Below are 22,248 nucleotides of genomic sequence, written 5' to 3'. Positions count from 1 at the left end.
CCGGATCGTCAAGTCGGGGTTGAGCGGACCCGACGCAACCCGGTTTGCTACCGATCAGTTGTCTTCCCTTGCGTCGGTCGGGCACGCTTTAGCGGTGACGACGCACGGCGATCCCGCCACCCAGCCCGGCGCGCCCGCCGTCGCAGCCCGCACCGGCTCGCCGGAGGACGCGGAGGACCCGTCCGCCACCACCGGGGACGACAGCCTCCCCGCAGCCCTGGCCGGCCTCCGGGCCGCGATCGGGGCCGCCCGGTTCCCCCTCGCGCTGCCCTCGGCCGAGCCGGCCGAGCGCGCCGCCGCAGGGCTGGCCGCCCAACTCGACGACTACCTGCTGCCCCGGCTCGGGCGCCTCGACGCCCCCCTGCTGGTGGTGGTGGGCGGTTCCACCGGAGCCGGCAAGTCGACCTTGGTCAACAGCCTCGTGCAGGCACGGGTGAGCGCCGCCGGTGTGCTCCGGCCCACCACCCGCTCGCCGGTGCTGGTGTGCAGCCCGGCCGACTCGTCCTGGTTCCGGCAGGGCGACCTGCTGCCCGGCCTCACCCGCACCAACGAGCCCGGCGAGGACCCGCACAACCTCCAACTCGTCACCGCGCCCGCGCTCCCGGCCGGGCTCGCCTTCCTCGACGCGCCGGACATCGACTCGGTGGTCGACGCCAACCGCGCGCTCGCCGGCCAACTGCTCGCGGCGGCGGACCTCTGGCTCTTCGTCACCACGGCCGCCCGCTACGCCGACGCCGTCCCCTGGGAGTTGCTGCGCAGCGCCCGGGCGCGCGGCACGGTGATCGCGATGGTGCTCGACCGGGTGCCGCCGGAGGCGAGCGACGAGATCGCCGCCCACCTCGGCGAGATGCTCACCGAGCAGGGCCTCGGTCAGGCGCCGCTCTTCGTGCTCCCGGAGACCTGGGTCGACGGCCAAGGGCTGCTGCCGGCCCGGGTGACCGCCCCGCTCGCCGACTGGTTCACCCGGCTGGCCGCCGACGCCGACGCCCGCGCTGCCGTCGTACGACAGACCCTGGACGGCGCGCTCGCCGCGGTACACCCGACCGTAGAAGGGCTCGCCGACGCCACCGAGGAGCAGCTCGCGGCCGCCGACGCACTGGACGAGCGGGTGCGGGCCGCCTACCGGTCGGCGCACCGGACGGTCGAGCAGGGGCTGCGCGACGGCCGGCTGCTCCGGGGCGAGGTGCTGGCCCGCTGGCAGGAGTTCGTCGGCACCGGCGAGTTCTTCCGCACCCTGGAGGCCCGGATCGGGCGGCTGCGCGACCGCCTGGTCGCCGCGGTGACCGGGCGTCCGGCGCCGGCCGCCGAGCTGCGTACGGCCATCGAGTCCCAGCTGGTCACGCTCCTGCGCGGGGTCGCCGCGGAGGCGGCCGAGCACGCGTACACGGGGTGGAAGGCGCACCCGGCCGGGGCGGCGCTGGTCGACGCGGGTCTCGCCCACCCCGGCGAGGACCTGCCCGAGCGGGCCGAGCGGCTGGTCCGCGACTGGCAGCGCGGGGTGCTGGAGCTGGTCCGGGTGGAGGGGGGCGACCGCCGGTTCGTGGCCCGCACCGCCGCCTACGCGGTGAACGCCACCGGCCTGGCCGTCATGATCGCGGTGTTCGCCTCGACCGCGTTCGTCCCCACCGGCCTGGAGGTCGCCACCGGAGCCGGCACGACCGTCGCCGCACAGGCCGTCCTCCAGGCGATCTTCGGTGACCAGGCCGTGCGTACGCTCGCGAACAAGGCCCGCGCCGACCTGCTCGACCGGGTACGGGCCCTGCTGGACGAGGAGGCCGAGCGCTACCTCGCCCGCACCGGGGCGGCCCGCCCCGGCCCGGAGACCACCGACACGCTGCGCCAGGCGGCCGACCGGGTGGAGACCGCCCGCCACCGCAGCGGGCTGGCGGCGGGCCCCGGGGAGGAGCGCCGGTGAGCGCGCCGACCGGACGCACCGACCCCGCTGTCGCGAACGAGAGGCTCGCCCGGTGACCAACATCGTCGGCCGGATGCGGGAGGCGTTCCGCGGTGACCGGCGGATCGACCCGGACGTGCTGCTCGCCCGCCTGGACGCGCTGCGCCGCTTCCTCGCCGCGGCGGACGGCCACCTGCCCGACGCCTCGCTCGTCGCGGCGCACACGCTGGTCGAGCGGGCCGGCACCCGCCTCGCCCTGTCCCGGGACCACACCGTGGTCGCCCTGGCGGGCGCCACCGGCAGCGGCAAGTCCAGCCTGTTCAACGCACTGGCCCGGCTGACGCTCTCGCCGGTCGGCGTGCGACGACCGACCACCGGGGTCGCCCACGCCTGCGTCTGGGGGCCGCCGGAGGGCGCCGGCCGGCTGCTCGACTGGGTCGGCGTCCTTCCCCGGCACCGCTTCGTGCGGGAGAGCGCCCTGGACGGGGACGACGAGTCGGCGCTGCGCGGTCTGGTCCTGCTCGACCTGCCCGACTTCGACTCGGTGCAGCGGTCCCACCGGCTGGAGGTCGACCGGCTGCTCGGCCTGGTCGACCAGGTCGTCTGGGTGGTCGACCCGCAGAAGTACGCCGACCGCGTGATCCACACGAGCTACCTGCGCGAGTTCCACCGGCACCGGGACGTCACCCTGGTCGTGCTCAACCAGGCCGACCGGCTGCCCCCGGCGGAGCTGCCCCGGGTCCTCGCCGACCTGCGTCGGCTCCTCGACGACGACGGGCTGGAGGGCGTACCGCTGCTGGCCACCACCGCGACCGACCCGGACCAGACGGTCGAGCTGCGCGCGGCCCTGGAGCGCACGGTCGCCGAACGGCAGGCGGCGCTGCGCCGCCTCTCCGGTGACGTGGACACCGTGGTGACCGACCTCGACGAGCTGGTCGGGTCGGCCCGCCCGGCCGGCGGCCCGGACGACGCCACCGTCGCCGAGCTGAACCGGGCGCTCGCCGGCACGGCCGGGGTGCCGGCGGTCACCGAGGCGGTGCAGCAGGCGTACCGGCACCGGGCGGTGGCGAGCACCGGCTGGCCGCTGGTCCGCGGCTGGCGTCGGCTGCGGCCTGACCCGTTGCGACGGCTGCACCTGCCCGGCGCGCCCGGCGACGCCACCGACCCGGCGGAGAGTCTGGTCGCCGCCACCTCCGTCCCCGATCCGACGGCCGCGCAGCGCTCCGCGCTCGGGCTGGCCATCCGGGCGGTGGCCGACCGCGCCGCCGCGGACCTGCCGGCTGCGTGGCCGGGTGCGGTGACCACCGCCGCCCGGTCCCGCCTCGCCGACCTGCCGGACGCGCTGGACCGCGCGGTCGCCGGCACGGACCTCGGCCTGGACCGCCGCCCGGTCTGGTGGCGGGTGGTCGGCGCCGTGCAGTGGCTGGTCACCCTGGCCGCGCTGGCCGGGCTCGGCTGGCTGGTGCTGGGCTACGCGCTGCGCGCACTCGGCCTGCCCGAGTTGGACAACCCGACCGTGGGCGAGGCGCCGCTGCCCACCGTGCTGCTGCTCGGCGGCCTGCTCGCCGGGCTGGTGGTCGCCGCGCTGACGCGGCCGGTGGTCCGCTGGGCGGCGCGCCGGGCCCGGAGCCGGGCCGAGCAGCGGTTGACCGTCGCGGTCGCGGCCGTCGGCGACGAGTACGTGCTCGCGCCGGTCCGGGTCGTGCTCGCCTCCTACGCGGAGGCGCGGGACGCGCTGCGCGACGCCGCCGGGCGGTGACGCGGCCCGATCGCTGCCCTGCCTCGGGGGGTGACCGGGCGTAGGGTCGAAGCATGGCCACGCCCCAGACCCCGTACGAGGCGGTGCTGCACGCCGCCCGCGACGTGACCAGGCTCGACAGCGCGCTGGACGCCGAGATGCTCGGCACCGCGCTGCTCGGCAGCGTCTACGCCATCGCGGAGACCGACCGCAGCAGCGCCGTCCGGGAGTTCGTCACCGGTTTCCTCGCCGCCACCTCGCGGCGGCGGACGGCGGCGGCGACCACCATCCGATCGGTCTTCGCCGCCCTGGTGCCCGACGCCGAGGGCGCCGCCCGCGTCCGCCCCGGCAGCCAGGCGCCCGCCTGGTCCGGCCAGCTCGGCCGGGTGCACCTCACCGGCACCTGGGCCTACGGCGACGTGTACGGCGACCAGACCTCCTACCTGGCCACCTTCGCGTACGACGAGGCAGCGGGCGGGCCGGAGCACGCGCTGGTGGCACTGGTCGACCACAACATCGGCATCACCAAGGACGTCTTCGTCGGCGGGCCGGCCGAGCGGATCCTCGACCAGGTGCGGCAGATGTGCTCCGCCGACGACCTGACCTGGTTCCGGACGGAGGACCCGGGCCGGATGCGCGCCGAGGTGGACCGCCACCTGCTGATCACCGACGATCTCGGCGAGCTGCCCGACGAGGGCTCGCTCGCCACCGACCGGGCGCTCGTGGGTGCCCGCCTGGCGCTGCTGCCCACCGCGGCGGTGCCCCTCGCCGCCGTGCCGACGCCGCTCTCGGCCACCGACCGCACCGACCTGGTCCGCCGCTTCCTGGCCGCGCCGGAGGCTGTTCAGGCGGGGCTGGACGCCGTCGACGGCCCCGAACTAGCGTCGCTGCACTTCTGCATCAGTCTGCTGCTGGACCATTCGGCGACCTTCCCGGACGCCGACCCGCTGCGCTGGAGTCCCGCCGTCGCCGGCCTCTTCCTGCTCGACTGGGTGCACCGACGGGCGGTTCTGGACATGGACGACGCGGCGATGCTGCCCCGGGTGCTGCGCGCCTGGGTCCGGTACGCGGGCCGTCGGCGCGGCCTGCCGGAGGCGGCCGTCGAGCAGACCGCCGCCGCCGTCGACGAGATGGTGCCCGAGTTCGCCCGCCTCTACAGCACCGGCGAGCGGCGCAGCCCGGCCACGGCCGCGGTGGCCCAGTTGATGGCCGACGGGGTGGACCCGGACGATCCGGCGGCGTTGGACGCCTGGATCGAGGCCAACCGCGACCGCCTGACCGACGACTGAGCCCCGCCCAATCGTCTCCGCCGCGCCTGCAGGGCCGCCGGGGTGCGGCCACCGCCTCCAGCCGGGCCGGGGTGGTGGCACCCACCTCGTCGGCCGGGCGCGGTGAGGGCGACCGCCCTCGCCGGCGGACCCGTCCGCCCAGCGCCCCAGGTCCGGAAAGCCTGGCGCGGCGGGAGGCGCGGCGCATGTGTTCACGAGCGCCATGACTGAGCGGCATGAATATGCCGCTCAGTCATGGCGCTCACGGCACATGGTCCGGCTGGAGGCGGCGGGTCAGGGCGACACCGGGCCGCCGGGTGCGCCAGGCTGTCGGGTGAGCCAGGCCGTCGGGTAGCCAGGGCCGCCGGGTGCGCCAGGGCCGTCACCGCGCCGAATGGCCGGACAGCGGGGTGGTGGGCGCGTCCGCCGACCGGGACACGCTGGGGCTCGCCGTTGCCGGGCTCTCGTCCGGACCCGGGTAGGTGATCGTCGGGGTCGGTCGCCCGCTGGCGCTGGGACTCGGGCCGGACGTCGCCGTGGGGGTCGGGCCGCCGGGGTCGTCGGCCGGTGGGTCGGTGGGGTCGTCGTCGCTGTCCGGTGGGCCCGGGTCGGTGGGGCTGGGACTCCCGGTCGGGCTGGGCGGCCCCGTGACGGTGGGCGAGGCGCTCGGCGACGGGCTGCCGGTGGGCGAGACACTCGGGGACGGGCTGGGCGAGACGGTCGGCGGGGGGTTGGGCCGTCCGGGGCGCGGGCTGGGCACCGGCGGGTCCGACCGGCGGGCGGGCTCGTCGTCGGCGGCGTCGCGGTCCGACCGGTGCGGGCTGCCCGGCGGAAGCCACGGCGACCAGCCGCTGGCGGCGGACGGCGCGGCGACGCTCGGCGTGGCGAACGGGATCGGCGGCTGGCTGGTCGTCGGCAGCGGAACCACGACAGGCCCGACGGACGGGGTCGGGATGAACGGCGTGCTGCTGTCCGGGAGGGCCGTGCTGCCCACCGTGGCGGAGCCGGCGCTGATCGCCGCGAGAATCGGCATCGAGGCGGTGCCGGCGAGGAGCGCCACGGTGAAGAGATAGCCCCGGGATGGAGTGGCGGTGCCGGGAGCGCGGTGCGCACCGACCACCCGGCGGTAGCCGCCCCCGGCCGCGCGGTGCCGCCCGAGCAGCGGCGTACCCGGACCGTCGGCTGGCTCGGACACCCGGGCCTCCCTCTCGTGTCGGTCGTGGACAGTCCCCGACGGCGGGGGCAGGCCCGGGGATGCGGCAAACCACCCGATCGTGGCGATCCCGCAGCAATCAGCCTCGCTCAGTGACAATCCGTTGGCCAGCCCTCTACAGCGTGTCGACACGCGCATCCACCCGAACGGTGACGAACGGTCACCAGATCGTCGTCCGGCTCGCCACCCACCGACGATGACAAATGCCACGAACCGCGCGGCCATCCATCGACCGGGACGGGCGTACTGTGGGCGCGCTCACGACCTCTGCGAATATGGAGCATGACGGCAACGCTGCCGCGGCCTCCGCGCACCCTCGCGGCAGGCGCGGCTGGGCGCCGGCGCTCCCGAACCGGGTTCGGCACAGAATCCGGCTCACGCCGCGTAGCAACCCCCACCGGGGCTAGGCGCGGCCGCCAGAAACCGGTCCGGCAGCAGCCGGGCAGGCGCAGGATTTGCGCGGCCGGGTGACCCCCCGGTGCCGACGCAGAACGACAGGGAGAGACGGATGGCAAAGGGCGATCCCGGGGTCCCGGCCCGCGGTAGGCGGGCCGCACCCCGCTCCAGGAAGGCCACGGCCGGCGAGCCGGAACTGGTCCAGTTGCTCACCCCCGAGGGTGAGCGCGTCGAGAGCTACACCGGCCGCGACGGCACCGAGTACCGCGTCGACTTCACCGACGAGGAGTACCGGGGGCTCTACCGCGACCTGGTCCTGGTGCGGAAGCTGGACGCCGAGGCCACCGCCCTGCAGCGCCAGGGCGAGCTGGGCCTGTGGGCCAGCCTGCTCGGCCAGGAGGCGGCGCAGGTCGGCTCCGGCCGCGCGCTCCGTACGCAGGACATGGCCTTCCCGACCTATCGGGAGCACGGGGTCCTCTACTGCCGGGGCATCGACCCGATCATGCCGCTCGGCCTGTTCCGCGGCGTCGACCAGGGCGGCTGGGACCCGAACGAGTTCAAGTTCAACATGTACACGATCGTCATCGGGGCGCAGACCCTGCACGCGACCGGGTACGCGATGGGCGTGAGCATGGACGGCCGCACCGGCACCGAGGACGGCGAGGCGGTCATCGCCTACTTCGGCGACGGCGCCACCAGCCAGGGTGACGTGAACGAGGCCTTCGTCTGGGCCAGCGTGTTCAACGCCCCGCTGGTCTTCTTCTGCCAGAACAACCAGTACGCGATCTCGGAGCCGCTGGAGCGGCAGACCCGCGTCCCGCTCTACCAGCGGGCCGCGGGCTTCGGCTTCCCCGGCGTACGCGTGGACGGCAACGACGTGCTCGCGTCGTACGCGGTGACCCGGGCCGCGCTGGACAACGCCCGGCTCGGCCAGGGCCCGACCCTGATCGAGGCGTACACCTACCGGATGGGCGCCCACACCACGTCCGACGACCCGACCCGCTACCGGATCGCCAGCGAGGTCGAGGCGTGGCAGGCCAAGGACCCGATCGCCCGGATGAAGGCGTTCCTGACCAAGCAGCAGCTCGCCGACGACGCCTTCTTCACCGAGGTGGACGAGCAGGCCCGCCGCGAGTCGGTGCACCTGCGGGAGCGGGTGCTGGCCATGCCGAACCCGGAGCCCAGCACCCTCTTCGACAACGTCTACCCCAACGGGTCCCCGCTGCTCGACGAGCAGCGCGCCCAGTTCAGCCGGTACCTGGAGTCGTTCGAGGGGAGCGCGCACTGATGGCCACGGAGACGCTCACCCTCGGCAAGGCCCTCAACGTCGGCCTGCGCCGCGCCCTGGAGAACGACCCGAAGGTCGTCATCATGGGCGAGGACGTCGGCAAGCTCGGCGGTGTCTTCCGGATCACCGACGGGCTCCAGAAGGACTTCGGCGACCAGCGGGTGATCGACACCCCGCTCGCCGAGTCCGGCATCATCGGCACCGCGATCGGCCTGGCCATCCGCGGCTACCGCCCGGTCTGCGAGATCCAGTTCGACGGTTTCGTCTACCCGGCGTACGACCAGATCGTGTCGCAGGTCGCGAAGCTGCACTACCGCTCGGGCGGCAAGCTCCGGATCCCGATGGTGATCCGGATCCCGTTCGGCGGCGGCATCGGCGCGGTGGAGCACCACTCCGAGTCGCCCGAGGCGTACTTCTCGCACACCGCTGGCCTGAAGGTCGTCACCTGCGCCAACCCGCAGGACGCGTACGTGATGATCCAGCAGGCGATCGCGTCGGACGACCCGATCGTCTTCCTGGAGCCGAAGCGGCGCTACTGGGAGAAGGGGCCGGTCGACGTGGACGCGCCGCTGGCCGACGCGTACCCGCTGCACTCCTCCCGGGTCGCCCGGGAGGGCACCGACGCCACCCTGCTCGCGTACGGCCCGATGGTGCGGACCTGCCTGGACGCGGCTGCCGCCGCGGCCGAGGACGGCCGGAGCCTGGAGGTCATCGACCTGCGCACGCTCTCGCCGCTGGACCTGGGCGTGGTGTACGAGTCGGTGCGGCGCACCGGCCGGGCCGTGGTCGTGCACGAGGCGCCGTCCAACGTGGGTCTGGGCGCGGAGCTCGCCGCCCGGATCACCGAGGAGTGCTTCTACTCGCTGGAGTCGCCCGTGCTGCGGGTGACCGGCTTCGACACCCCCTACCCGGCCTCCCGGGTGGAGGAGGAGTACCTGCCCGACCTCGACCGGGTGCTCGACGCCGTCGACCGCACCTTCGGCTGGTGAGCGGCATGTCGCGGATCAAGACGTTCAACCTGCCCGACCTGGGCGAGGGCCTGACCGAGGGCGAGATCCTCAGCTGGCTCGTCAAGGTCGGCGACGTCATCGAGCTGAACCAGCCGATCGTCGAGGTGGAGACGGCGAAGGCGGCCGTCGAGATCCCGGCGAAGTGGGCCGGCCGGGTGCAGACGATCCACCACCCGGAGGGCGCGACGATCGAGGTCGGCACGCCGATCATCGCGATCGACACGGATCCCGACGCCGGCCCGCTCGAGAGCACCGACGACCTGCCCACCCCGTCGGCGGCCTCGCTGGCCGCGGTCGAGGTGGCACCGGCCGAGGGCATGGTCGAGCCGGGCCTGATCGGCGGTCCCGCCCCGGGCGGGCGCACCGCGGTGCTGGTCGGCTACGGCCCGCGTACGACGGCCGCGAAGCGTCGCCCGCGCAAGGGCGCGGTGCCGACGCAGGCCGCCGCGCCCACGGCCCCCGCGGTGGCCGCACCGACCCCGCCGGTCCCCACGGCCCGGACGGTCCCCACGGCCCCGGCGGTCCCCGCGGCCCCGGCGGTCCCCGCGGCGCCGGTCACGGTCCCGGCGTCGAACGGTCGGGGCGCGGCGGGCGGCCCGGTGCTGGCCAAGCCGCCGGTCCGCAAGCTCGCCCGGGACCTCGGCGTCGACCTGGCCGCGCTGACCGGATCGGGCCCGCTCGGCTCGATCACCCGGGAGGACGTCCAGCGGGCGGCGGCGGGCGCCGCCGAGCCGACGCCGGTCGCGGCGGCGGTCACCACGGCGGCGAGCTTCGGCGCCGACCGTGAGCAGCGCATCCCCGTCAAGGGGGTACGCAAGCTCACCGCCGAGAACATGTCCCGCTCGGCGTTCACCGCCCCGCACGTGACGGAGTTCCTGACCGTCGACATGACGCGGGCGATGAAGGCGCTGGACCGCCTGCGCGGGCGCCGCGAGTGGCGTGACGTACGCGTCTCGCCGCTGCTGCTGGTCGCGAAGGCGGTGCTGCTCGCGGTCAAGCGGCATCCGATGGTCAACTCGACGTGGGCGGGCGACGAGATCGTCGTCAAGGAGTACGTCAACCTGGGCATCGCGGCGGCGACGGAGCGGGGCCTGATCGTGCCGAACATCAAGGACGCCGGGCGGCTGACGCTGCGCGAGCTGGCGGACGCGATGACCGGCCTGGTGCAGACGGCGAAGTCCGGCCGCACCTCACCGGCGGACATGTCCGGCGGCACCCTGACGATCACCAACGTCGGCGTGTTCGGGGTGGACACCGGGACCCCGATCCTGCCGCCGGGCGAGTCGGCGATCCTGGCCTTCGGAGCGGTCCGCGAGATGCCGTGGGTGCACAAGGGCAAGGTCCGCCCGCGTCAGGTGACCACGCTCGGCCTCTCCTTCGACCACCGGATCATCGACGGCGAACTCGGGTCGAAGTTCCTGCGGGACATCGGCGACTTCCTGGCCGACCCGGAGGCGGCCCTGCTCGCCTGGACCTGACGCACTGCCTCACCAGCCACGGCCGGTGTGCCACGGGTTAACGCCCGGCACACCGGCCGTGTCCGTTGGGCGACAGAACCTCGGAAAACCGGCCGCATAACCTTTGATTGTTCCGTGGGTGTTTCAGCTCACCTAAGAATCGATGGCGATCCGCGCTCGGATGCGCTCTAATAGAGACATCAAGGGGCCGACAACCGAATAGCCAGCAGGAGAGTCACCATGAGCATGATCGAGCGGATCCGCACCCGCCGCGACGCCAACCGCCGCGCCCGTGCCATCGAGCACGCGCTGCGCTCGGCCAACTCGCCGGCGGTGCGTGAGGAGATCCTCGTCATCGCCCAGCGTCACGTGGGCTGACGCACCACAACGTTCCTCACCTCCTCCAGATCGATGACCCGCCCGGACGCCCCGGGCGGGTCATCGGCGTTTCACACCGGTTGACACCGGGATTCCACCTAGCCGCACCGCCCGGTACGGTGGGCTTCGGTCGTCGCCCACCGGCCCGGACAGACAGCTCAACCCATAGAAGCGGTTCGACAGCGTCCAGCCACGCGGAGTGACGGCCGATGCTCCCCGGAAGCCCCGGGTGGCCACCGGATACGGTGCGGGGAGCGCGGCATGGCCGGTACGCCGGCGACGGCCGGCAGCCAAGCCGAGGAGACCGATCGGCACGGGCGGCCGATTGTGATGGAGGAGGCGCACCGATGACGTCCGAGGGCCCGCACCACCCCGGCCAGGAGCCGGACGAGGTGTCGCCGGGCGCCGGCGGACCGGCGCCGTACGGCGACCGACCGGCGCATCCGGGGAACGGCTACGGCACTGCCGGCCCGGACCTGGGCTGGGCGCCCCCGCCACCGGCGGGATCAAACGCACCCGCCCCCGCCTGGGGGACACCACACGAGCAGAACCCGGCCCCGCAGTGGGGCAGCGCGCAGGTGCCGCAGTCCGGCGACACCGGGCAGCCCGGCGGCGCCCAGCCCGCGTGGGGCGCGGCGCAGCCGGAGCAGTCCGGCCCCGCCTGGGCCGCCACCGGCGGCGCCCAGCCCGGCTGGGGCGGCCAGCCCGAGCAGTCCGGCCCGGCCTGGGCCGGCGCTGCCGAGCAGCCCGCCTGGGCGCAGGCGCAGCCGGCCGTGCGCGGCGCGGCCCAGGTGCCCGCGCCGGCGTGGTCCCCGGAAGACCCCGCCCAGTCGGGCGCTTGGGCGCAGCGGGAGAGCGGCGGAAGCCCGCAGGAGTCCGGCTGGGGCGGCGCGGCACAGCCGGGCGGCGCGTGGACCGATTCCAGCCCGCAGCAGTCGGAGCAGGCGCAGGCCGGCGGTTGGGCCCCCGGTGGCGCCGCGCAGGACGACCCGGCCCAGAGCGGCTGGGACACCCCCGGCCAGCAGCAGAACGCCCAGCCCGGCTGGGGGCCGGCCGAGCAGGCCGCGTCCGCCTGGCCGCAGGCCGAGCAGGCGGCGCGGGGCGCCGCCCAGGTGCCCGCGTCGGACGACCCGGCCCGCTCCGGCGGCTGGGTCGCGCAGGACCCGGCCGCCTCCGGCAGCTGGCAGACGGGTGCCGCGGCGCAGCCCGACGAGGCATCCGGGGCGACCGGCTGGGGCGCCGCCGGCACCCCCGAGGACCGGCAGCGGCAGCCCGACTGGGTCATCCCGCAGGACGACGCCCGCGCGCACAACCCGCCGACGGCCTGGGGTGACGCCGCCGGCACGCCGGCGCAGGACGACCCGTCCCGGTCGAGCGGCTGGGCGACCTCCGAGCCGAACGGTGCACCGGCGCGCGCCAGCGCCGCCGTGCCCGGCGGAGAGGGCACGCCCGGCTGGGCGGCCGGCAACGACAGCCCGGCCCAGTGGGCCGGCGCCGAGCGGGCGACCGTGCCGGACGTCGAGCCGTGGGCGGCCAGCGAGGCGTGGGGCAGCGCCAACAACGAGTCCGCCCCCGCCGCCCCGGCCGCGTGGCAGGCGGAGCGCGACGAGGAGCCCCCGGCCTACCAGCCCGGCCCGGCTCCGGGCATCTCCGCGGCCAACGCGGTGCCGCTGCCGCCCCAGGAGCAGCGGGTGCCCGGCGCCAGCCTGGCCGCCGCCCCGCCGGCCGACTACGCGCCGCACGGCGAGTTCGCGTCGGCCACGCCCTACGCCGGGCAGCCGACCAGCGGCGAGCGCCCCGACTGGCCGAACGGCGACGCGGGCGCGCAGTCGTACGAGGCCGAGCAGGCGGGCTGGGGGCAGGCCGAGGCTCCGTCCTCGCCGGCCGCCCCGGCGGTGCCGGCACCGCGTACCTCCCCGGAGTCGGGGGCGGCGGCCCGCGCGGCCGTCTCCGTGCCCGACCAGGGTGCCACCGGACGGGCCTCCGCGAGCGCCTCGGTGCCGCTGGCCAGCCGCGTGATGCCGCCGGCCGACCAGTCCGCGGTGCCGACCGGGTCAGCCGTTCCACAGCCCCGGGTCTACGGCCGGCCGTCGCGTCCCGAGCCGGCGGACGAGCCCGCCGAGCCGGAGACGTACGGCACCCCCGAGCGCCGGGACGAGCCCGGGCCGGAGCCGCGGTTCGACGACTTCGACCGGGTGCCGCCGCAGAACGGCTTCGCGGAGGCCGGACCGGTCAACGCCGGGCCCCCGGCACCGCCGGCCTTCCCGCCGGCTCTGCCGGCGTTCGCGGACGCGCCCAGCCACACCCGACCGATGAACGGCGTACGCCCGCACCCCGGTGCGGAGCGGCCGGGTGACCCGTACGGCGCGCACCCCGGCGCCGAGGCGGGTCTGGCCGGTGTGCCCGGCTACGGGCCTCCGCCGTCCCCGCCCGGGGAGCAGGGTCCGGGCGGCGGTTTCCCGCCCGCCTTCCCGCCGCCCCCGCAGCAGCAGCCCGCCCCGTCTCCGTGGGGCGCTCCGGTCGACCAGGAGGCCGACCAGAGCCGGTTCGACTCGTTCAAGCCGGACGCGGAGCCGAAGACCGAGGCGCCGACGCCGAAGGTCCGCAACGGCCGGGTCCTGGCGGCCGTGCTGGTCGCCGCGGTACTGATCCTGGCCGTCCCGCTCGGCCTGCTGCTGCTGCTCGGCAAGGTCGGTGGCGGCGGCCAGCAGGCGTCGTTCGACCCGGCGGTGGGCACCTGCGTGAAGCAGTCCGGCAACGGTGCCGCACCGGCCGACTGCGCGGAGGCCGACGCGTTCACCGTGGTCTCCAAGGTGGACAACAAGGACAAGTGCGCCGATCCGGCCCAGCCGCACGTGGTGCTGCCGGGCGACGGCGCCAACCGGGTGCTCTGCCTGAAGCCGGCCGCGAGCCAGTAGGAACACGCGCACGACGGCGGGGTCACGGACATCCGTGACCCCGCCGTCGTCGTACGCGGGTGTGATCGAGCGCGCTCGGGGTACCGGCCGGAACGGCCCGCGTGGTCCGGCAGACTGGATGCCATGAGCGCACGAGTACGGGCCCCCGAACTGCGCGGTCGGGGCTGGTTGAACACGGGTGGGCGGGACCTGAAGCTCGCCGACCTCCGCGGCAAGATCGTCATCGCCGACTTCTGGACCTTCTGCTGCATCAACTGCCTGCACGTGCTCGACGAGCTCCGCCCGCTGGAGGAGAAGTACGGCGACGTGCTCGTCGTCATCGGCGTCCACTCGCCGAAGTTCGAGCACGAGAAGGACGCGGACGCGCTGGCCGCGGCCGTGGAGCGCTACGGGGTGCACCACCCGGTGCTGGACGACCCCGAGATGGACATGTGGCAGCAGTACGCGGCCCGCGCCTGGCCCACCCTGTCGGTCATCGACCCCGAGGGCTACGTCGTGGCCACCATGGCCGGCGAGGGGCACGCCGAGGGGCTGGCCCGGCTGATCGACGAGCTGATCGCCACCCACGAGGCCAAGGGCACGCTGCACCGGGGCGACGGCCCGTACGTCCCGCCCGCCGAGCCGGAGACCACGCTGCGCTTCCCCGGCAAGGCGGTCGTACTGGACTCGGGCAATCTGCTGGTGTCCGACTCGGCCCGGCACTCCCTCGCGGAGCTGGCGCCGGACGGCGAGCGGCTGGTCCGCCGGATCGGCTCGGGCAGCCGGGGGCGGGCCGACGGCCCGGCCGAGGCGGCGACCTTCTCCGAGCCGCAGGGCCTGGTGCTGCTGCCGGCGCACGTCGCCGAGGTGGCCGGCTACGACCTGGTCGTGGCGGACACCGTCAACCACCTGCTGCGCGGGGTGAAGCTCGCGGGCGGCGAGGTGGTCACCGTGGCGGGCACCGGGCGGCAGTGGCGGTCGAGTGTCGACGACCACTCCCACGACGCCCTCGCCGTCGACCTGTCGTCGCCGTGGGACCTGGCCTGGTACGACGACAAGGTCGTCATCGCCATGGCCGGCATCCACCAGCTCTGGTGGTTCGACCCGATCAAGCGGACCGCCGGCATGTACGCCGGCACCACCGTGGAGGCGCTGCGCGACGGCCCGCTCGCCGAGGCGTGGATGGCCCAGCCGTCCGGCCTCTCCGCCTCCGCCGACGGGGTCCGTCTCTGGATCGCCGACAGTGAGACCAGCGCGATCCGGTACATCGAGAACGGCGTGATGGGCACCGCCGTCGGGCAGGGGCTCTTCGACTTCGGCCACGTCGACGGGCCGGCCGCGACGGCGCTGCTCCAGCACCCGCTGGGCGTGTGCGCGCTGCCCGACGGCTCGGTGCTGGTCGCCGACACGTACAACGGCGCTGTCCGGCGCTTCGACCCGGAGACCGACCAGGTCTCCACCGTCGCCGACGGCCTGGCCGAGCCGAGCGACCTGGTGCTCACGCCGGAGGGCGAGGTGCTCGTCGTGGAGTCGGCGGCGCACCGGCTCACCCGGCTGGCGCCGGGCGCGTTGACCGCGGCCGGTGCGAGCACCGTCGACGGCCCTCGGCACCGCGCCGAGCGGAAGCCGACCGACGTGGGCTCCGGTGAGCTGTCCCTGGACATCATCTTCACCCCGGCCCCGGGCCAGAAGCTGGACGAGACGTACGGCCCGTCGACCCGCCTCGTGGTGTCCGCCTCGCCGCCGGAGCTGCTCATCGAGGGGGCCGGCACGGGCACCGAGCTGACCCGGCGGCTGGTGGTGAACCCGGCGGTGTCCGACGGGGTGCTCCAGGTGACCGCGCAGGCGGCGACGTGTGACGCGGACGTCGAGCACGCGGCCTGCCACCTGACCCGGCAGGACTGGGGTGTGCCGGTCCGGGTGGTCGACGGCGGCGCCGACCGGCTGCCGCTGGTGCTGCGCGGCCTGGACGCCTGACGACCGGCGCGGGCTCCGGGTCGACCGGAGCCCGTCGGCCGTGGCGCGTGAACGCCCGCCCGGTCGCACGCCGGGAAGCGCCGAGGGGGCGCGCCGGTCAGGCCGTGAACGGGCTCAGCGCCACACCCGCGTCGATCAGCGCCGCGCGCACCATCTCCGCCGAGGCGACCGCGCCCGGGGTGTCGCCGTGCAGGCAGATCGATTCGACCGGGCAGGGGATCACGCGCCCGTCGACCGCGACCACGGTGCGGTCGGTGGCCATCCGGACCGCCCGCTCGGCGACCTGCTCCGGGTCGGTGACGAGCGCGCCCGCGGCGTTGCGCGGCACCAGCATGCCGTTGGGCAGGTAGCCGCGGTCGGCGAAGCCCTCGGCGACGACCCGCAGCCCGGCGCCCACCGCCAACTGGGCGAGCGTCGACCCCGGTGAGCAGAGGACGGGCAGTTGGTCGTCGTACTCGTTGACGGCCGCGACCAGCGCCGCCGCCTGCGACTCGTCGTGCGCCGCCGCGTGGTAGAGGGCGCCGTGCGGCTTCAGGTAGCGGACCCGGGTGCGGAACAGCCGGCAGAACGCGTCGAGGGCGCCCAGTTGGTAGAGGACCTCGTCGCGCAGCTCGGCGAAGTCGTACGCGATGTGCCGCCGACCGAACCCGGCCAGGTCGCGGTAGCCGACCTGCGCGCCCACCGCGACGCCCCGGCGCGCCGCCTCCTCGCAGACCCGCCGCATCGTGGTGGGGTCGCCGCCGTGGAACCCGCAGGCGACGTTCGCGGAGGTGACGAGGCCCAGCAGCGCCTCGTCGTCGCCGAGCCGCCAGATGCCGAATCCCTCGCCCAGATCAGCGTTGAGGTCCATGGAATCTGACGGTAGTCCCTGGGCGGGCCTGCGCGAGCGGGGTCACGTCGGCCACCACCCCGATGACCGGGTAGCCGCCGGTGGTCGGATGGTCGGCGAGGAACACCAGGGGCTGACCGTCGGCCGGCACCTGCACCGCGCCGAGCACGACGCCTTCGCTGGGGAGTTCGCCGGCCACCGCCCGGGGCAGCGGCGCGCCGGCCAGTCGCGCGCCGACCCGGTTGCTCAGCGGGCTCACCGCGTACGCCGTGCCGAGCAGCCGCTCCAGCGCGGCCGGGGTGAACCAGTCGTCGCGTGGGCCGAGCCGCAGGGTGAGTCGCACCTCGTCAACGGGCGGTGGGGCGACGGTCAGGTCGACCGGCGCGGGTGGGCCGGTCGGGGTGCCGAGGGGCAGCCGGTCTCCGTCGCGCAGTGGTGGCGGGCCGAGCCCGGAGAGGGTGTCGGTCGCGCGGCTGCCGAGGACGGGGGGTACGTCGAGGCCGCCGGAGACGGCCAGCCAACTGCGGACGCCCGTGCGCGCGGGGCCGAGCCGCAGCACTCCGCCGGCGGGCACGGCGAGTGGTCGTCCGGTGTCGCCGGGCCGCTGGTCCACGCGTACGTCCACCTCGGCGCCGGTCACCGCGACGGCGGCCGCGCGGGTCAGCCGGAGCGTGCAGCCGGTCAGCGTGATCTCCAGGCCGGCGGCGTCCTCGGGGTTGCCGACCAGGCGGTTGGCCAGGCGCAGCGCGGCCGGGTCGAGCGCTCCGGAGCGGGGCACCCCGAGGTGGGCCAGGCCGGGGCGGCCCAGGTCCTGCACGGTGGTCAGCGCCCCGGCCCGGAGCACCTGGAGCTCCCCGGCGGCCGGGCTCACGACGCCACCAGCCGGACCCGGGTGCCGGGGGTCAGTCGGGTGGGCGGGTCGGCGACCACGTCGAAGAGCGCCATCGTGGTCCGGCCGACCAGCAGCCAGCCGCCGGGTGACGTGCTGGGGTAGATCCCCGCGTACGGGCCGGCGAGCGCGACCGAGCCGGCCGGCACCCGGGGGCGGGGGGTGGGCAGCCGGGGCAGCGCCAGCTCCGCCGGGAGGCCGGTCAGGTACGCGAAGCCGGGGGCGAAGCCGCAGAAGGCGACCCGGAACTCGGTGCCGGTCAGCCGTTGCACCACGGTGGCGACGGTGGTCGCCCAGTGTTCGGCGACGAGTGGCAGGTCGGGGCCGTCGTACGTCACGGGCACCTCGACCTGGGCGGCGGCGGTGTCCGCGGTGACCGGTCGTGGGTGCCACCCGGCGATCCGTCGGGCGGTCGTCTCCGGGTCCGGTACGCCGTCGAGCAGGACCGTGGCGGCCGCCGGGACGATCTCGACGGCGGCCAGCTCGCCGAGGTCGCGGCGCCGGGTCAGCTCCGCCCGCCACGCCTCCACCCGGCCGGCGACGTCACCGTCAGCGGCGATGTCCTGCTCGGCCGGGCCTGCGACGTCGCCCGCTGGCGGGGCGGCGACGGCTCCCGCCGGCGGGGCGGCGACGTCGAGCAGCAGGGCGTGCGCCCCGACGGGTCGGATCCGCATACCCGCCATCTTCGCCGACCCGGTGCCGGCGCGGTGTCCACCGTCCGCCGTGGAGCGGAGTGACGAGTCGCACTACTTCCAAGTAACCTACGGTGCCGTAACCTATTGGGCGTGACCACCTCCGCAGCGCCCCGGCTCAAGCCGGTCGACATCGGTAAACCCCGGATGCGCGGCTGGCTGCACACGTACGCGTTCTTCGTCGCCCTGGTCTGCGGCATCGTGCTCTGCGCGATCGCCGGGAGCCGGCCGGGCTGGGCTCCGCTGGTGAGTTGCGTCGTCTACAGCCTCACCGTCTGCGGGCTCTTCGGCACCAGCGCCCTCTACCACCGTCGCGTGTGGTCGGAGCGCGGCTACCAGATCATGCGCCGCCTGGACCACTCGATGATCTTCGTGTTCATCGCCGGCACGTACACGCCGTTCTGCGTACTGCTGCTGGACCGGCGCCCGGCGACGATCATGCTCGCCACGGTGTGGGGCGGAGCGTTGGCCGGCGTGGCGCTCAAGGTCGTCTGGCCGCACGCCCCGCGCTGGGTCTCGGCGCCGCTCTACCTGGCGCTGGGCTGGGTGGCGGTGGCGATGCTGCCGCAGATCCTGCACGAGGGCGGGGTGGCGGCGCTGGTGCTGCTGCTGGTCGGCGGTGCGATCTACAGCGTCGGCGCGGTCTTCTACGCGCTGCGCCGCCCCAACCCGTGGCCGACGGTCTTCGGCCACCACGAGTTCTTCCACGCCTGCACGCTGGTCGCCGCGATCTGCCACCACATCGCGATCTACTTCGCGCTGTTCGCCTGACCGAGCCCGCCCGGCCGGGCATCGAGAGCCGCCGGTGCCGCCGCCCGGGGCCCGGAGACGCACCGAGGGCCCCGCGCGGTGCGGGGCCCTCGTCAGCGGTGGGGGATCAGACGGTACGGCCCGGCCGGCGCACCTCGCGGTACTCCTGCACCACCCGGTCGTCCTGCACCGGCACCACCCGGTCGGCCACCACGCGGTCCTCGCGGACCGGGGCGGTGGTGACCACCGTCCGCCGGCGGTTGTTCCAGAAGTAGAGGGTGACGAGCAGACCGGCGACGCCGGCGAGCATCAGCACCCAGCCGACCACGGCCAGGTTGAGCCAGCCCAGATCGGCCTCCACGGCGAACGCGAAGATCGCACCCAGCGCGATCAGGAAAATGCTGCCACCAATGCCCATGGTCGCCTCCTCGGCTCTCAGCTCGCGTAACGTCCCGCCGCGGCCATCGGTGAGGTTGCGGCACCCATCGACTTACCCAGGCACCGTGATCGCCAATCGGGCAAGCTGGGGTCATGACGGACGCGTACGCCGAGGGACGGACACTGGTGCTGCTGCGGCACGGGAAGGCCGAGCAGAACGAGGATCTTCCGGACGCGGACCGGTCCCTGACCAGCCGGGGAGAGGCCGACGCCGCGGCGTCCGGCGCGTGGCTGGCCAAGCACAACCTGCTGCCCGACGTGGTGCTCTGCTCGACCGCCCGGCGCACCCGCCAGACCTGGCACCAGGTGGCGATGGGGATGACCGGTTCGCCCCCGGAGGGGGGTTCGGCCGGCCCCCGCCCGGAGGTCCGGTACGAGGCCGACGCGTACGAGGCGCACCCGGACGACCTGTTGGCGCTGGTCCACCGCGTCGACCCGGCCGCCCGCACGGTGCTGCTGATCGCCCACAACCCGGGGATCTCGCTGCTGTCCGCCCTGCTCGACCCGGCGCGGGCCACCGACCCGGAAGGGCTGCGGACGAGCGAGCTGGCCGTCCACCGCACCTCGGCCCGGTGGGCGGACCTGGCCCGGGGCGACACCGAGCTGACCCATCGGCACACCGCACGACACTGAGCCACCCACCGGTCGGTGGGTGGCTCGGCGTGGCACGGCTCAGGAGGGCGGTGCCGTCGGCGGCGGTGGGTCGGGAGGTGGCGGCATCATCGCGGTGGGGTGCGACAGCCGGTTCTCCTCGACGATCAGGGTCCGGGCGCGCTTGCGCCGGTCCTGCCAGAACCACAGCGTGGTGAGCAGGACGGCCAGCCCGGCCAGGATGAACACCCAACCGACCGCACGAAGGTCCACCCACCAGACGTTGGCTCTGATGGCGAAGGTCAGGATCGCGCCGATCGCGATCAGGAAGATCCCGCTACCAATGCCCATGTGCGCTGCACTCCCCCGTGCGGTGGCTCCGGGCTCAGTTCCGGCGTGACTCGCCGTCGGTTCCCGCGGAGGTTACCCACCCCGACGACGACCTACCCGGACCACTGCGCCGAATGCGGCGGCTCCGCCCTCTGCGATCGGGCAGTTACGGCGCCTCACGCCGACCGTTCGATACCGAACCGACCGGGCGCCAACCACAGGATCGACCGAGTGGGGAGAGGCGGAGGGAGGGACGGGAAGGGGACGGCTGGGGCGGCCGTCCCCTTCCAGCCTTACCGCGTCAGAAGGCCTCTTCCGGGAGGTCCATGATCTCCAGGTCGGCGCCTTCGACGATCCGCCGGTCAGCGCCGATGCGCGGCAGCACCTCGCGGGCGAAGAACCGGGCAGCCGCGACCTTGCCGGTGTAGAACGCCTTGTCCGCGGCGGAGACGTCGCCGGCCAGCGCGCGCAGGGCCACCTCCGCCTGCTTCTGGAGCAGCCAACCGACCACCAGGTCACCGATCGCCAGCAGGAACCGGCGGCTGCTCAGGCCTACCTTGTAGAGGGCGCGGGGGTCGCCGGCCTGGGCCTCGCCCAGCCAGCCGGTGAGCACGCCGAGGATGTTCTGCACCTCGGCGAGCGCCTTTCCCAGCGCCTGCCGCTCCTCCTTGAGCTGGCCGTTGCCGCCCTCGGTGGTGATGAACTCCTGGATCTCGCCGGCGACCGCCATGAGCGCCTTGCCGTTGTCCCGGACGATCTTCCGGAAGACCAGGTCGAGGCTCTGAATGGCGGTGGTGCCCTCGTACAGGGTGTCGATCTTGGCGTCCCGGACGTACTGCTCCAGCGGGTAGTCCTGGAGGAACCCCGAGCCGCCGAAGGTCTGCAGCGCCTCGTGACCCAGCAGCTCGTACGCACGCTCCGAACCGACGCCCTTGACCAGCGGCAGGAGGAAGTCGTTGACCCGCTTGGCGAGCTTCGTCGCCTTCTCGTCGCCGGCCGCCTCGGCGATGGCCACCTTGTCCTGCCAGGAGGCGGTGTAGAGGACCAGGGCGCGCAGCCCCTCGGCGTACGACTTCTGCAGCAGCAGCGAGCGCCGCACGTCCGGGTGGTGGGTGATGGTCACCCGCGGCGCGGTCTTGTCGGCCTGCTGGATCAGGTCGGCGCCCTGGACGCGGTTCTTGGCGTACTCCAGCGCGTTCAGGTAACCGGTGGAGAGGGTGGCGATCGCCTTGGTGCCGACCATCATCCGGGCGTACTCGATGATCATGAACATCTGCCGGATGCCGTCGTGCTTGTCGCCCAGCAGCCAGCCCTTGGCGGGGACGCCGTGCTCGCCGAAGGTCATCTCGCAGGTGTTCGAGACCTTGATTCCCATCTTGTGCTCGACGTTGGTGGCGTAGACGCCGTTGCGCTCGCCGAGCTCGCCGGTCTCCTCGTCGAAGTGGTACTTCGGCACGACGAAGAGCGAGAGGCCCTTGGTGCCGGGGCCACCGACGCCCTCGACGCCGACCGGGCGGGCCAGCACATAGTGGACGATGTTGTCGGTCAGGTCGTGCTCACCCGAGGTGATGAAGCGCTTGACGCCCTCGATGTGCCACGAGCCGTCCGGCTGCGGGATGGCGCGGGCGCGGCCGGCACCGACGTCCGAGCCGGCGTCCGGCTCGGTGAGCACCATCGTGGAGCCCCACTGCTTGTCGATGAAGAGCTTCGCCCACTTCTTCTGCCGCTCGGTGCCCTCGACGTGCAGCACGTGGGCGAAGGACGGGCCGGAGGCGTACATCCAGACCGGCGCGTTCGCGCCGAGCACCAGCTCGGCGAGCGCCCACCAGAGGGCGCGGGGCGCGTTGGTGCCGTCCAGCTCCGACGGCAGGTCGAGCCGCCAGAACTCGGACTCCATGAACGCCCGGTAGGACTTCTTGAACGACTCCGGCAGCGGCGCGGTGTGCGTGGCCGGGTCGAAGACCGGCGGGTTTCGGTCGCTGTCCGAGTAGCTGGCGGCCAGGTCCTCGCGGGCGAGGCGGTCGACCTCGGCGAGGATGCTCCGGGCGGTGTCGATGTCGAGCTCGGAGTATGGCTCCTGGCCGAACGCCCGGTCGGCCCCGAAGACCTCGAAGAGGTTGAACTCGAGGTCCCGAAGGTTGCTTCTGTAGTGGGTCATGCTCACTGGCCCCGCTTCCGGACAGGTTACCGATCAGTAACCCCAGACTCTATTA

18 protein-coding genes are annotated in these 22,248 nt (G+C 74.6%); 11 read left to right on the top strand and 7 right to left on the bottom strand.

The annotated features are described in order from the left end of the window. Positions 1 to 94 precede the first annotated feature (94 nt). The 3 genes from ACIBTV_RS17865 to ACIBTV_RS17855 all read left to right on the top strand — a co-directional run bounded on the left by ACIBTV_RS17865 (position 95) and on the right by ACIBTV_RS17855 (position 4,921). Entirely contained in the window at positions 95 to 1,915 is a 1,821-nt protein-coding gene (locus ACIBTV_RS17865; protein WP_396706111.1) for an ABC transporter, read from the top strand. 73 nt (positions 1,916 to 1,988) lie between these two features. Next, positions 1,989 to 3,653, top strand: coding sequence for a GTPase (locus ACIBTV_RS17860; protein ID WP_396706154.1), 1,665 nt, complete (start codon positions 1,989 to 1,991; stop codon positions 3,651 to 3,653). A gap of 53 nt (positions 3,654 to 3,706) precedes the next feature. Next, positions 3,707 to 4,921, top strand: a complete 1,215-nt coding sequence (locus ACIBTV_RS17855) for a hypothetical protein (RefSeq protein ID WP_396706110.1) — start codon at positions 3,707 to 3,709, stop codon at positions 4,919 to 4,921. Positions 4,922 to 5,282: 361 nt separating this feature from the next. Here ACIBTV_RS17855 and ACIBTV_RS17850 read toward each other — a convergent pair whose 3' ends face one another. Further along, positions 5,283 to 6,095 (bottom strand): hypothetical protein, encoded by an 813-nt coding sequence (locus ACIBTV_RS17850; protein ID WP_396706108.1) that lies wholly within the window; start codon positions 6,093 to 6,095, stop codon positions 5,283 to 5,285. A 526-nt stretch (positions 6,096 to 6,621) separates the two neighbouring features. On the opposite strand from ACIBTV_RS17850, the gene pdhA reads away from it, so the two are divergent. The 6 genes from pdhA to ACIBTV_RS17820 all read left to right on the top strand — a co-directional run bounded on the left by pdhA (position 6,622) and on the right by ACIBTV_RS17820 (position 15,516). Beyond that, positions 6,622 to 7,797, top strand: a complete 1,176-nt coding sequence (pdhA, locus tag ACIBTV_RS17845; protein WP_396706106.1) for a pyruvate dehydrogenase (acetyl-transferring) E1 component subunit alpha — start codon at positions 6,622 to 6,624, stop codon at positions 7,795 to 7,797. Continuing rightward, a complete protein-coding gene (locus ACIBTV_RS17840; protein WP_396706104.1) occupies positions 7,797 to 8,786 on the top strand; it encodes an alpha-ketoacid dehydrogenase subunit beta in 990 nt (329 codons plus the stop codon). Before pdhA ends, ACIBTV_RS17840 begins: the two co-directional genes overlap by 1 nt. A 5-nt stretch (positions 8,787 to 8,791) precedes the next feature. Continuing rightward, complete coding sequence (locus ACIBTV_RS17835) at positions 8,792 to 10,285, top strand: dihydrolipoamide acetyltransferase family protein (RefSeq protein WP_396706152.1); 1,494 nt, start codon at positions 8,792 to 8,794, stop codon at positions 10,283 to 10,285. 219 nt (positions 10,286 to 10,504) lie between these two features. Further along, positions 10,505 to 10,642: a hypothetical protein gene (locus ACIBTV_RS17830; protein WP_172836472.1), complete on the top strand. Its 138-nt coding sequence runs from the start codon at positions 10,505 to 10,507 to the stop codon at positions 10,640 to 10,642. Positions 10,643 to 10,989: 347 nt separating this feature from the next. After that, on the top strand, positions 10,990 to 13,560 hold the full coding sequence (locus ACIBTV_RS17825; RefSeq protein WP_396706102.1) for a hypothetical protein: 2,571 nt from the start codon (positions 10,990 to 10,992) through the stop codon (positions 13,558 to 13,560). A 123-nt stretch (positions 13,561 to 13,683) separates the two neighbouring features. After that, complete coding sequence (locus ACIBTV_RS17820) at positions 13,684 to 15,516, top strand: NHL domain-containing thioredoxin family protein (RefSeq protein WP_396706100.1); 1,833 nt, start codon at positions 13,684 to 13,686, stop codon at positions 15,514 to 15,516. A 97-nt stretch (positions 15,517 to 15,613) separates the two neighbouring features. Here the strand turns inward: ACIBTV_RS17820 and ACIBTV_RS17815 are convergent, their stop codons facing one another. From ACIBTV_RS17815 to ACIBTV_RS17805, 3 genes are read right to left on the bottom strand one after another with little or no spacing between them, the layout of a single operon-like run. Further along, complete coding sequence (locus ACIBTV_RS17815; protein WP_396706098.1) at positions 15,614 to 16,366, bottom strand: LamB/YcsF family protein; 753 nt, start codon at positions 16,364 to 16,366, stop codon at positions 15,614 to 15,616. Further along, on the bottom strand, positions 16,350 to 17,315 hold the full coding sequence (locus ACIBTV_RS17810) for a biotin-dependent carboxyltransferase family protein (RefSeq protein ID WP_396706150.1): 966 nt from the start codon (positions 17,313 to 17,315) through the stop codon (positions 16,350 to 16,352). Before ACIBTV_RS17810 ends, ACIBTV_RS17815 begins: the two co-directional genes overlap by 17 nt. After that, positions 17,213 to 17,908 carry an allophanate hydrolase subunit 1 gene (locus tag ACIBTV_RS17805; protein ID WP_396706096.1) on the bottom strand — a complete coding sequence of 232 codons (696 nt, stop codon included), beginning with the start codon at positions 17,906 to 17,908 and terminating at the stop codon, positions 17,213 to 17,215. The genes ACIBTV_RS17810 and ACIBTV_RS17805 overlap by 103 nt, the downstream gene beginning before the upstream one ends. A 111-nt stretch (positions 17,909 to 18,019) precedes the next feature. Here ACIBTV_RS17805 and ACIBTV_RS17800 point away from each other — a divergent pair, with 111 nt between their 5' ends. Further along, a complete protein-coding gene (locus ACIBTV_RS17800) occupies positions 18,020 to 18,697 on the top strand; it encodes a hemolysin III family protein (protein WP_396706094.1) in 678 nt (225 codons plus the stop codon). Positions 18,698 to 18,803: 106 nt separating this feature from the next. On the opposite strand, the gene ACIBTV_RS17795 is transcribed toward ACIBTV_RS17800, so the two are convergent. Further along, complete coding sequence (locus ACIBTV_RS17795) at positions 18,804 to 19,094, bottom strand: DUF6458 family protein (RefSeq protein WP_281571502.1); 291 nt, start codon at positions 19,092 to 19,094, stop codon at positions 18,804 to 18,806. A 113-nt stretch (positions 19,095 to 19,207) separates the two neighbouring features. Here ACIBTV_RS17795 and ACIBTV_RS17790 point away from each other — a divergent pair, with 113 nt between their 5' ends. Next, entirely contained in the window at positions 19,208 to 19,747 is a 540-nt protein-coding gene (locus ACIBTV_RS17790) for a SixA phosphatase family protein (protein ID WP_396706092.1), read from the top strand. A gap of 39 nt (positions 19,748 to 19,786) precedes the next feature. Here the strand turns inward: ACIBTV_RS17790 and ACIBTV_RS17785 are convergent, their stop codons facing one another. Together ACIBTV_RS17785 and ACIBTV_RS17780 are read right to left on the bottom strand one after the other, a co-directional pair. Further along, positions 19,787 to 20,056, bottom strand: coding sequence for a DUF6458 family protein (locus ACIBTV_RS17785; RefSeq protein ID WP_043961115.1), 270 nt, complete (start codon positions 20,054 to 20,056; stop codon positions 19,787 to 19,789). A 280-nt stretch (positions 20,057 to 20,336) separates the two neighbouring features. After that, positions 20,337 to 22,193, bottom strand: a complete 1,857-nt coding sequence (locus ACIBTV_RS17780; RefSeq protein ID WP_396706090.1) for an acyl-CoA dehydrogenase — start codon at positions 22,191 to 22,193, stop codon at positions 20,337 to 20,339. Positions 22,194 to 22,248 lie beyond the last annotated feature (55 nt).

Source organism: Micromonospora sp. NPDC049366, from assembly GCF_044466625.1.
In the GTDB taxonomy this organism is placed as follows: domain Bacteria; phylum Actinomycetota; class Actinomycetes; order Mycobacteriales; family Micromonosporaceae; genus Micromonospora.
Note: the sequence above shows the minus strand (reverse complement) of the source record. Positions and strands in the feature narration are given on the sequence as shown.

Excerpts from the sequence above, each read along its gene's own strand:
- ACIBTV_RS17860 (WP_396706154.1), top strand. The coding sequence starts at position 1,989 with ATGCGGGAGGCGTTCCGCGGTGACCGGCGGATCGACCCGGACGTGCTG.
- ACIBTV_RS17855 (WP_396706110.1), top strand. The coding sequence starts at position 3,707 with ATGGCCACGCCCCAGACCCCGTACGAGGCGGTGCTGCACGCCGCCCGC.
- pdhA (WP_396706106.1), top strand. The coding sequence starts at position 6,622 with ATGGCAAAGGGCGATCCCGGGGTCCCGGCCCGCGGTAGGCGGGCCGCA.
- ACIBTV_RS17840 (WP_396706104.1), top strand. The coding sequence starts at position 7,797 with ATGGCCACGGAGACGCTCACCCTCGGCAAGGCCCTCAACGTCGGCCTG.
- ACIBTV_RS17835 (WP_396706152.1), top strand. The coding sequence starts at position 8,792 with ATGTCGCGGATCAAGACGTTCAACCTGCCCGACCTGGGCGAGGGCCTG.
- ACIBTV_RS17830 (WP_172836472.1), top strand. The coding sequence starts at position 10,505 with ATGAGCATGATCGAGCGGATCCGCACCCGCCGCGACGCCAACCGCCGC.
- ACIBTV_RS17825 (WP_396706102.1), top strand. The coding sequence starts at position 10,990 with ATGACGTCCGAGGGCCCGCACCACCCCGGCCAGGAGCCGGACGAGGTG.
- ACIBTV_RS17820 (WP_396706100.1), top strand. The coding sequence starts at position 13,684 with ATGAGCGCACGAGTACGGGCCCCCGAACTGCGCGGTCGGGGCTGGTTG.
- ACIBTV_RS17815 (WP_396706098.1), bottom strand. The coding sequence starts at position 16,366 with ATGGACCTCAACGCTGATCTGGGCGAGGGATTCGGCATCTGGCGGCTC.
- ACIBTV_RS17805 (WP_396706096.1), bottom strand. The coding sequence starts at position 17,908 with ATGCGGATCCGACCCGTCGGGGCGCACGCCCTGCTGCTCGACGTCGCC.
- ACIBTV_RS17795 (WP_281571502.1), bottom strand. The coding sequence starts at position 19,094 with ATGGGCATTGGTGGCAGCATTTTCCTGATCGCGCTGGGTGCGATCTTC.
- ACIBTV_RS17790 (WP_396706092.1), top strand. The coding sequence starts at position 19,208 with ATGACGGACGCGTACGCCGAGGGACGGACACTGGTGCTGCTGCGGCAC.
- ACIBTV_RS17785 (WP_043961115.1), bottom strand. The coding sequence starts at position 20,056 with ATGGGCATTGGTAGCGGGATCTTCCTGATCGCGATCGGCGCGATCCTG.
- ACIBTV_RS17780 (WP_396706090.1), bottom strand. The coding sequence starts at position 22,193 with ATGACCCACTACAGAAGCAACCTTCGGGACCTCGAGTTCAACCTCTTC.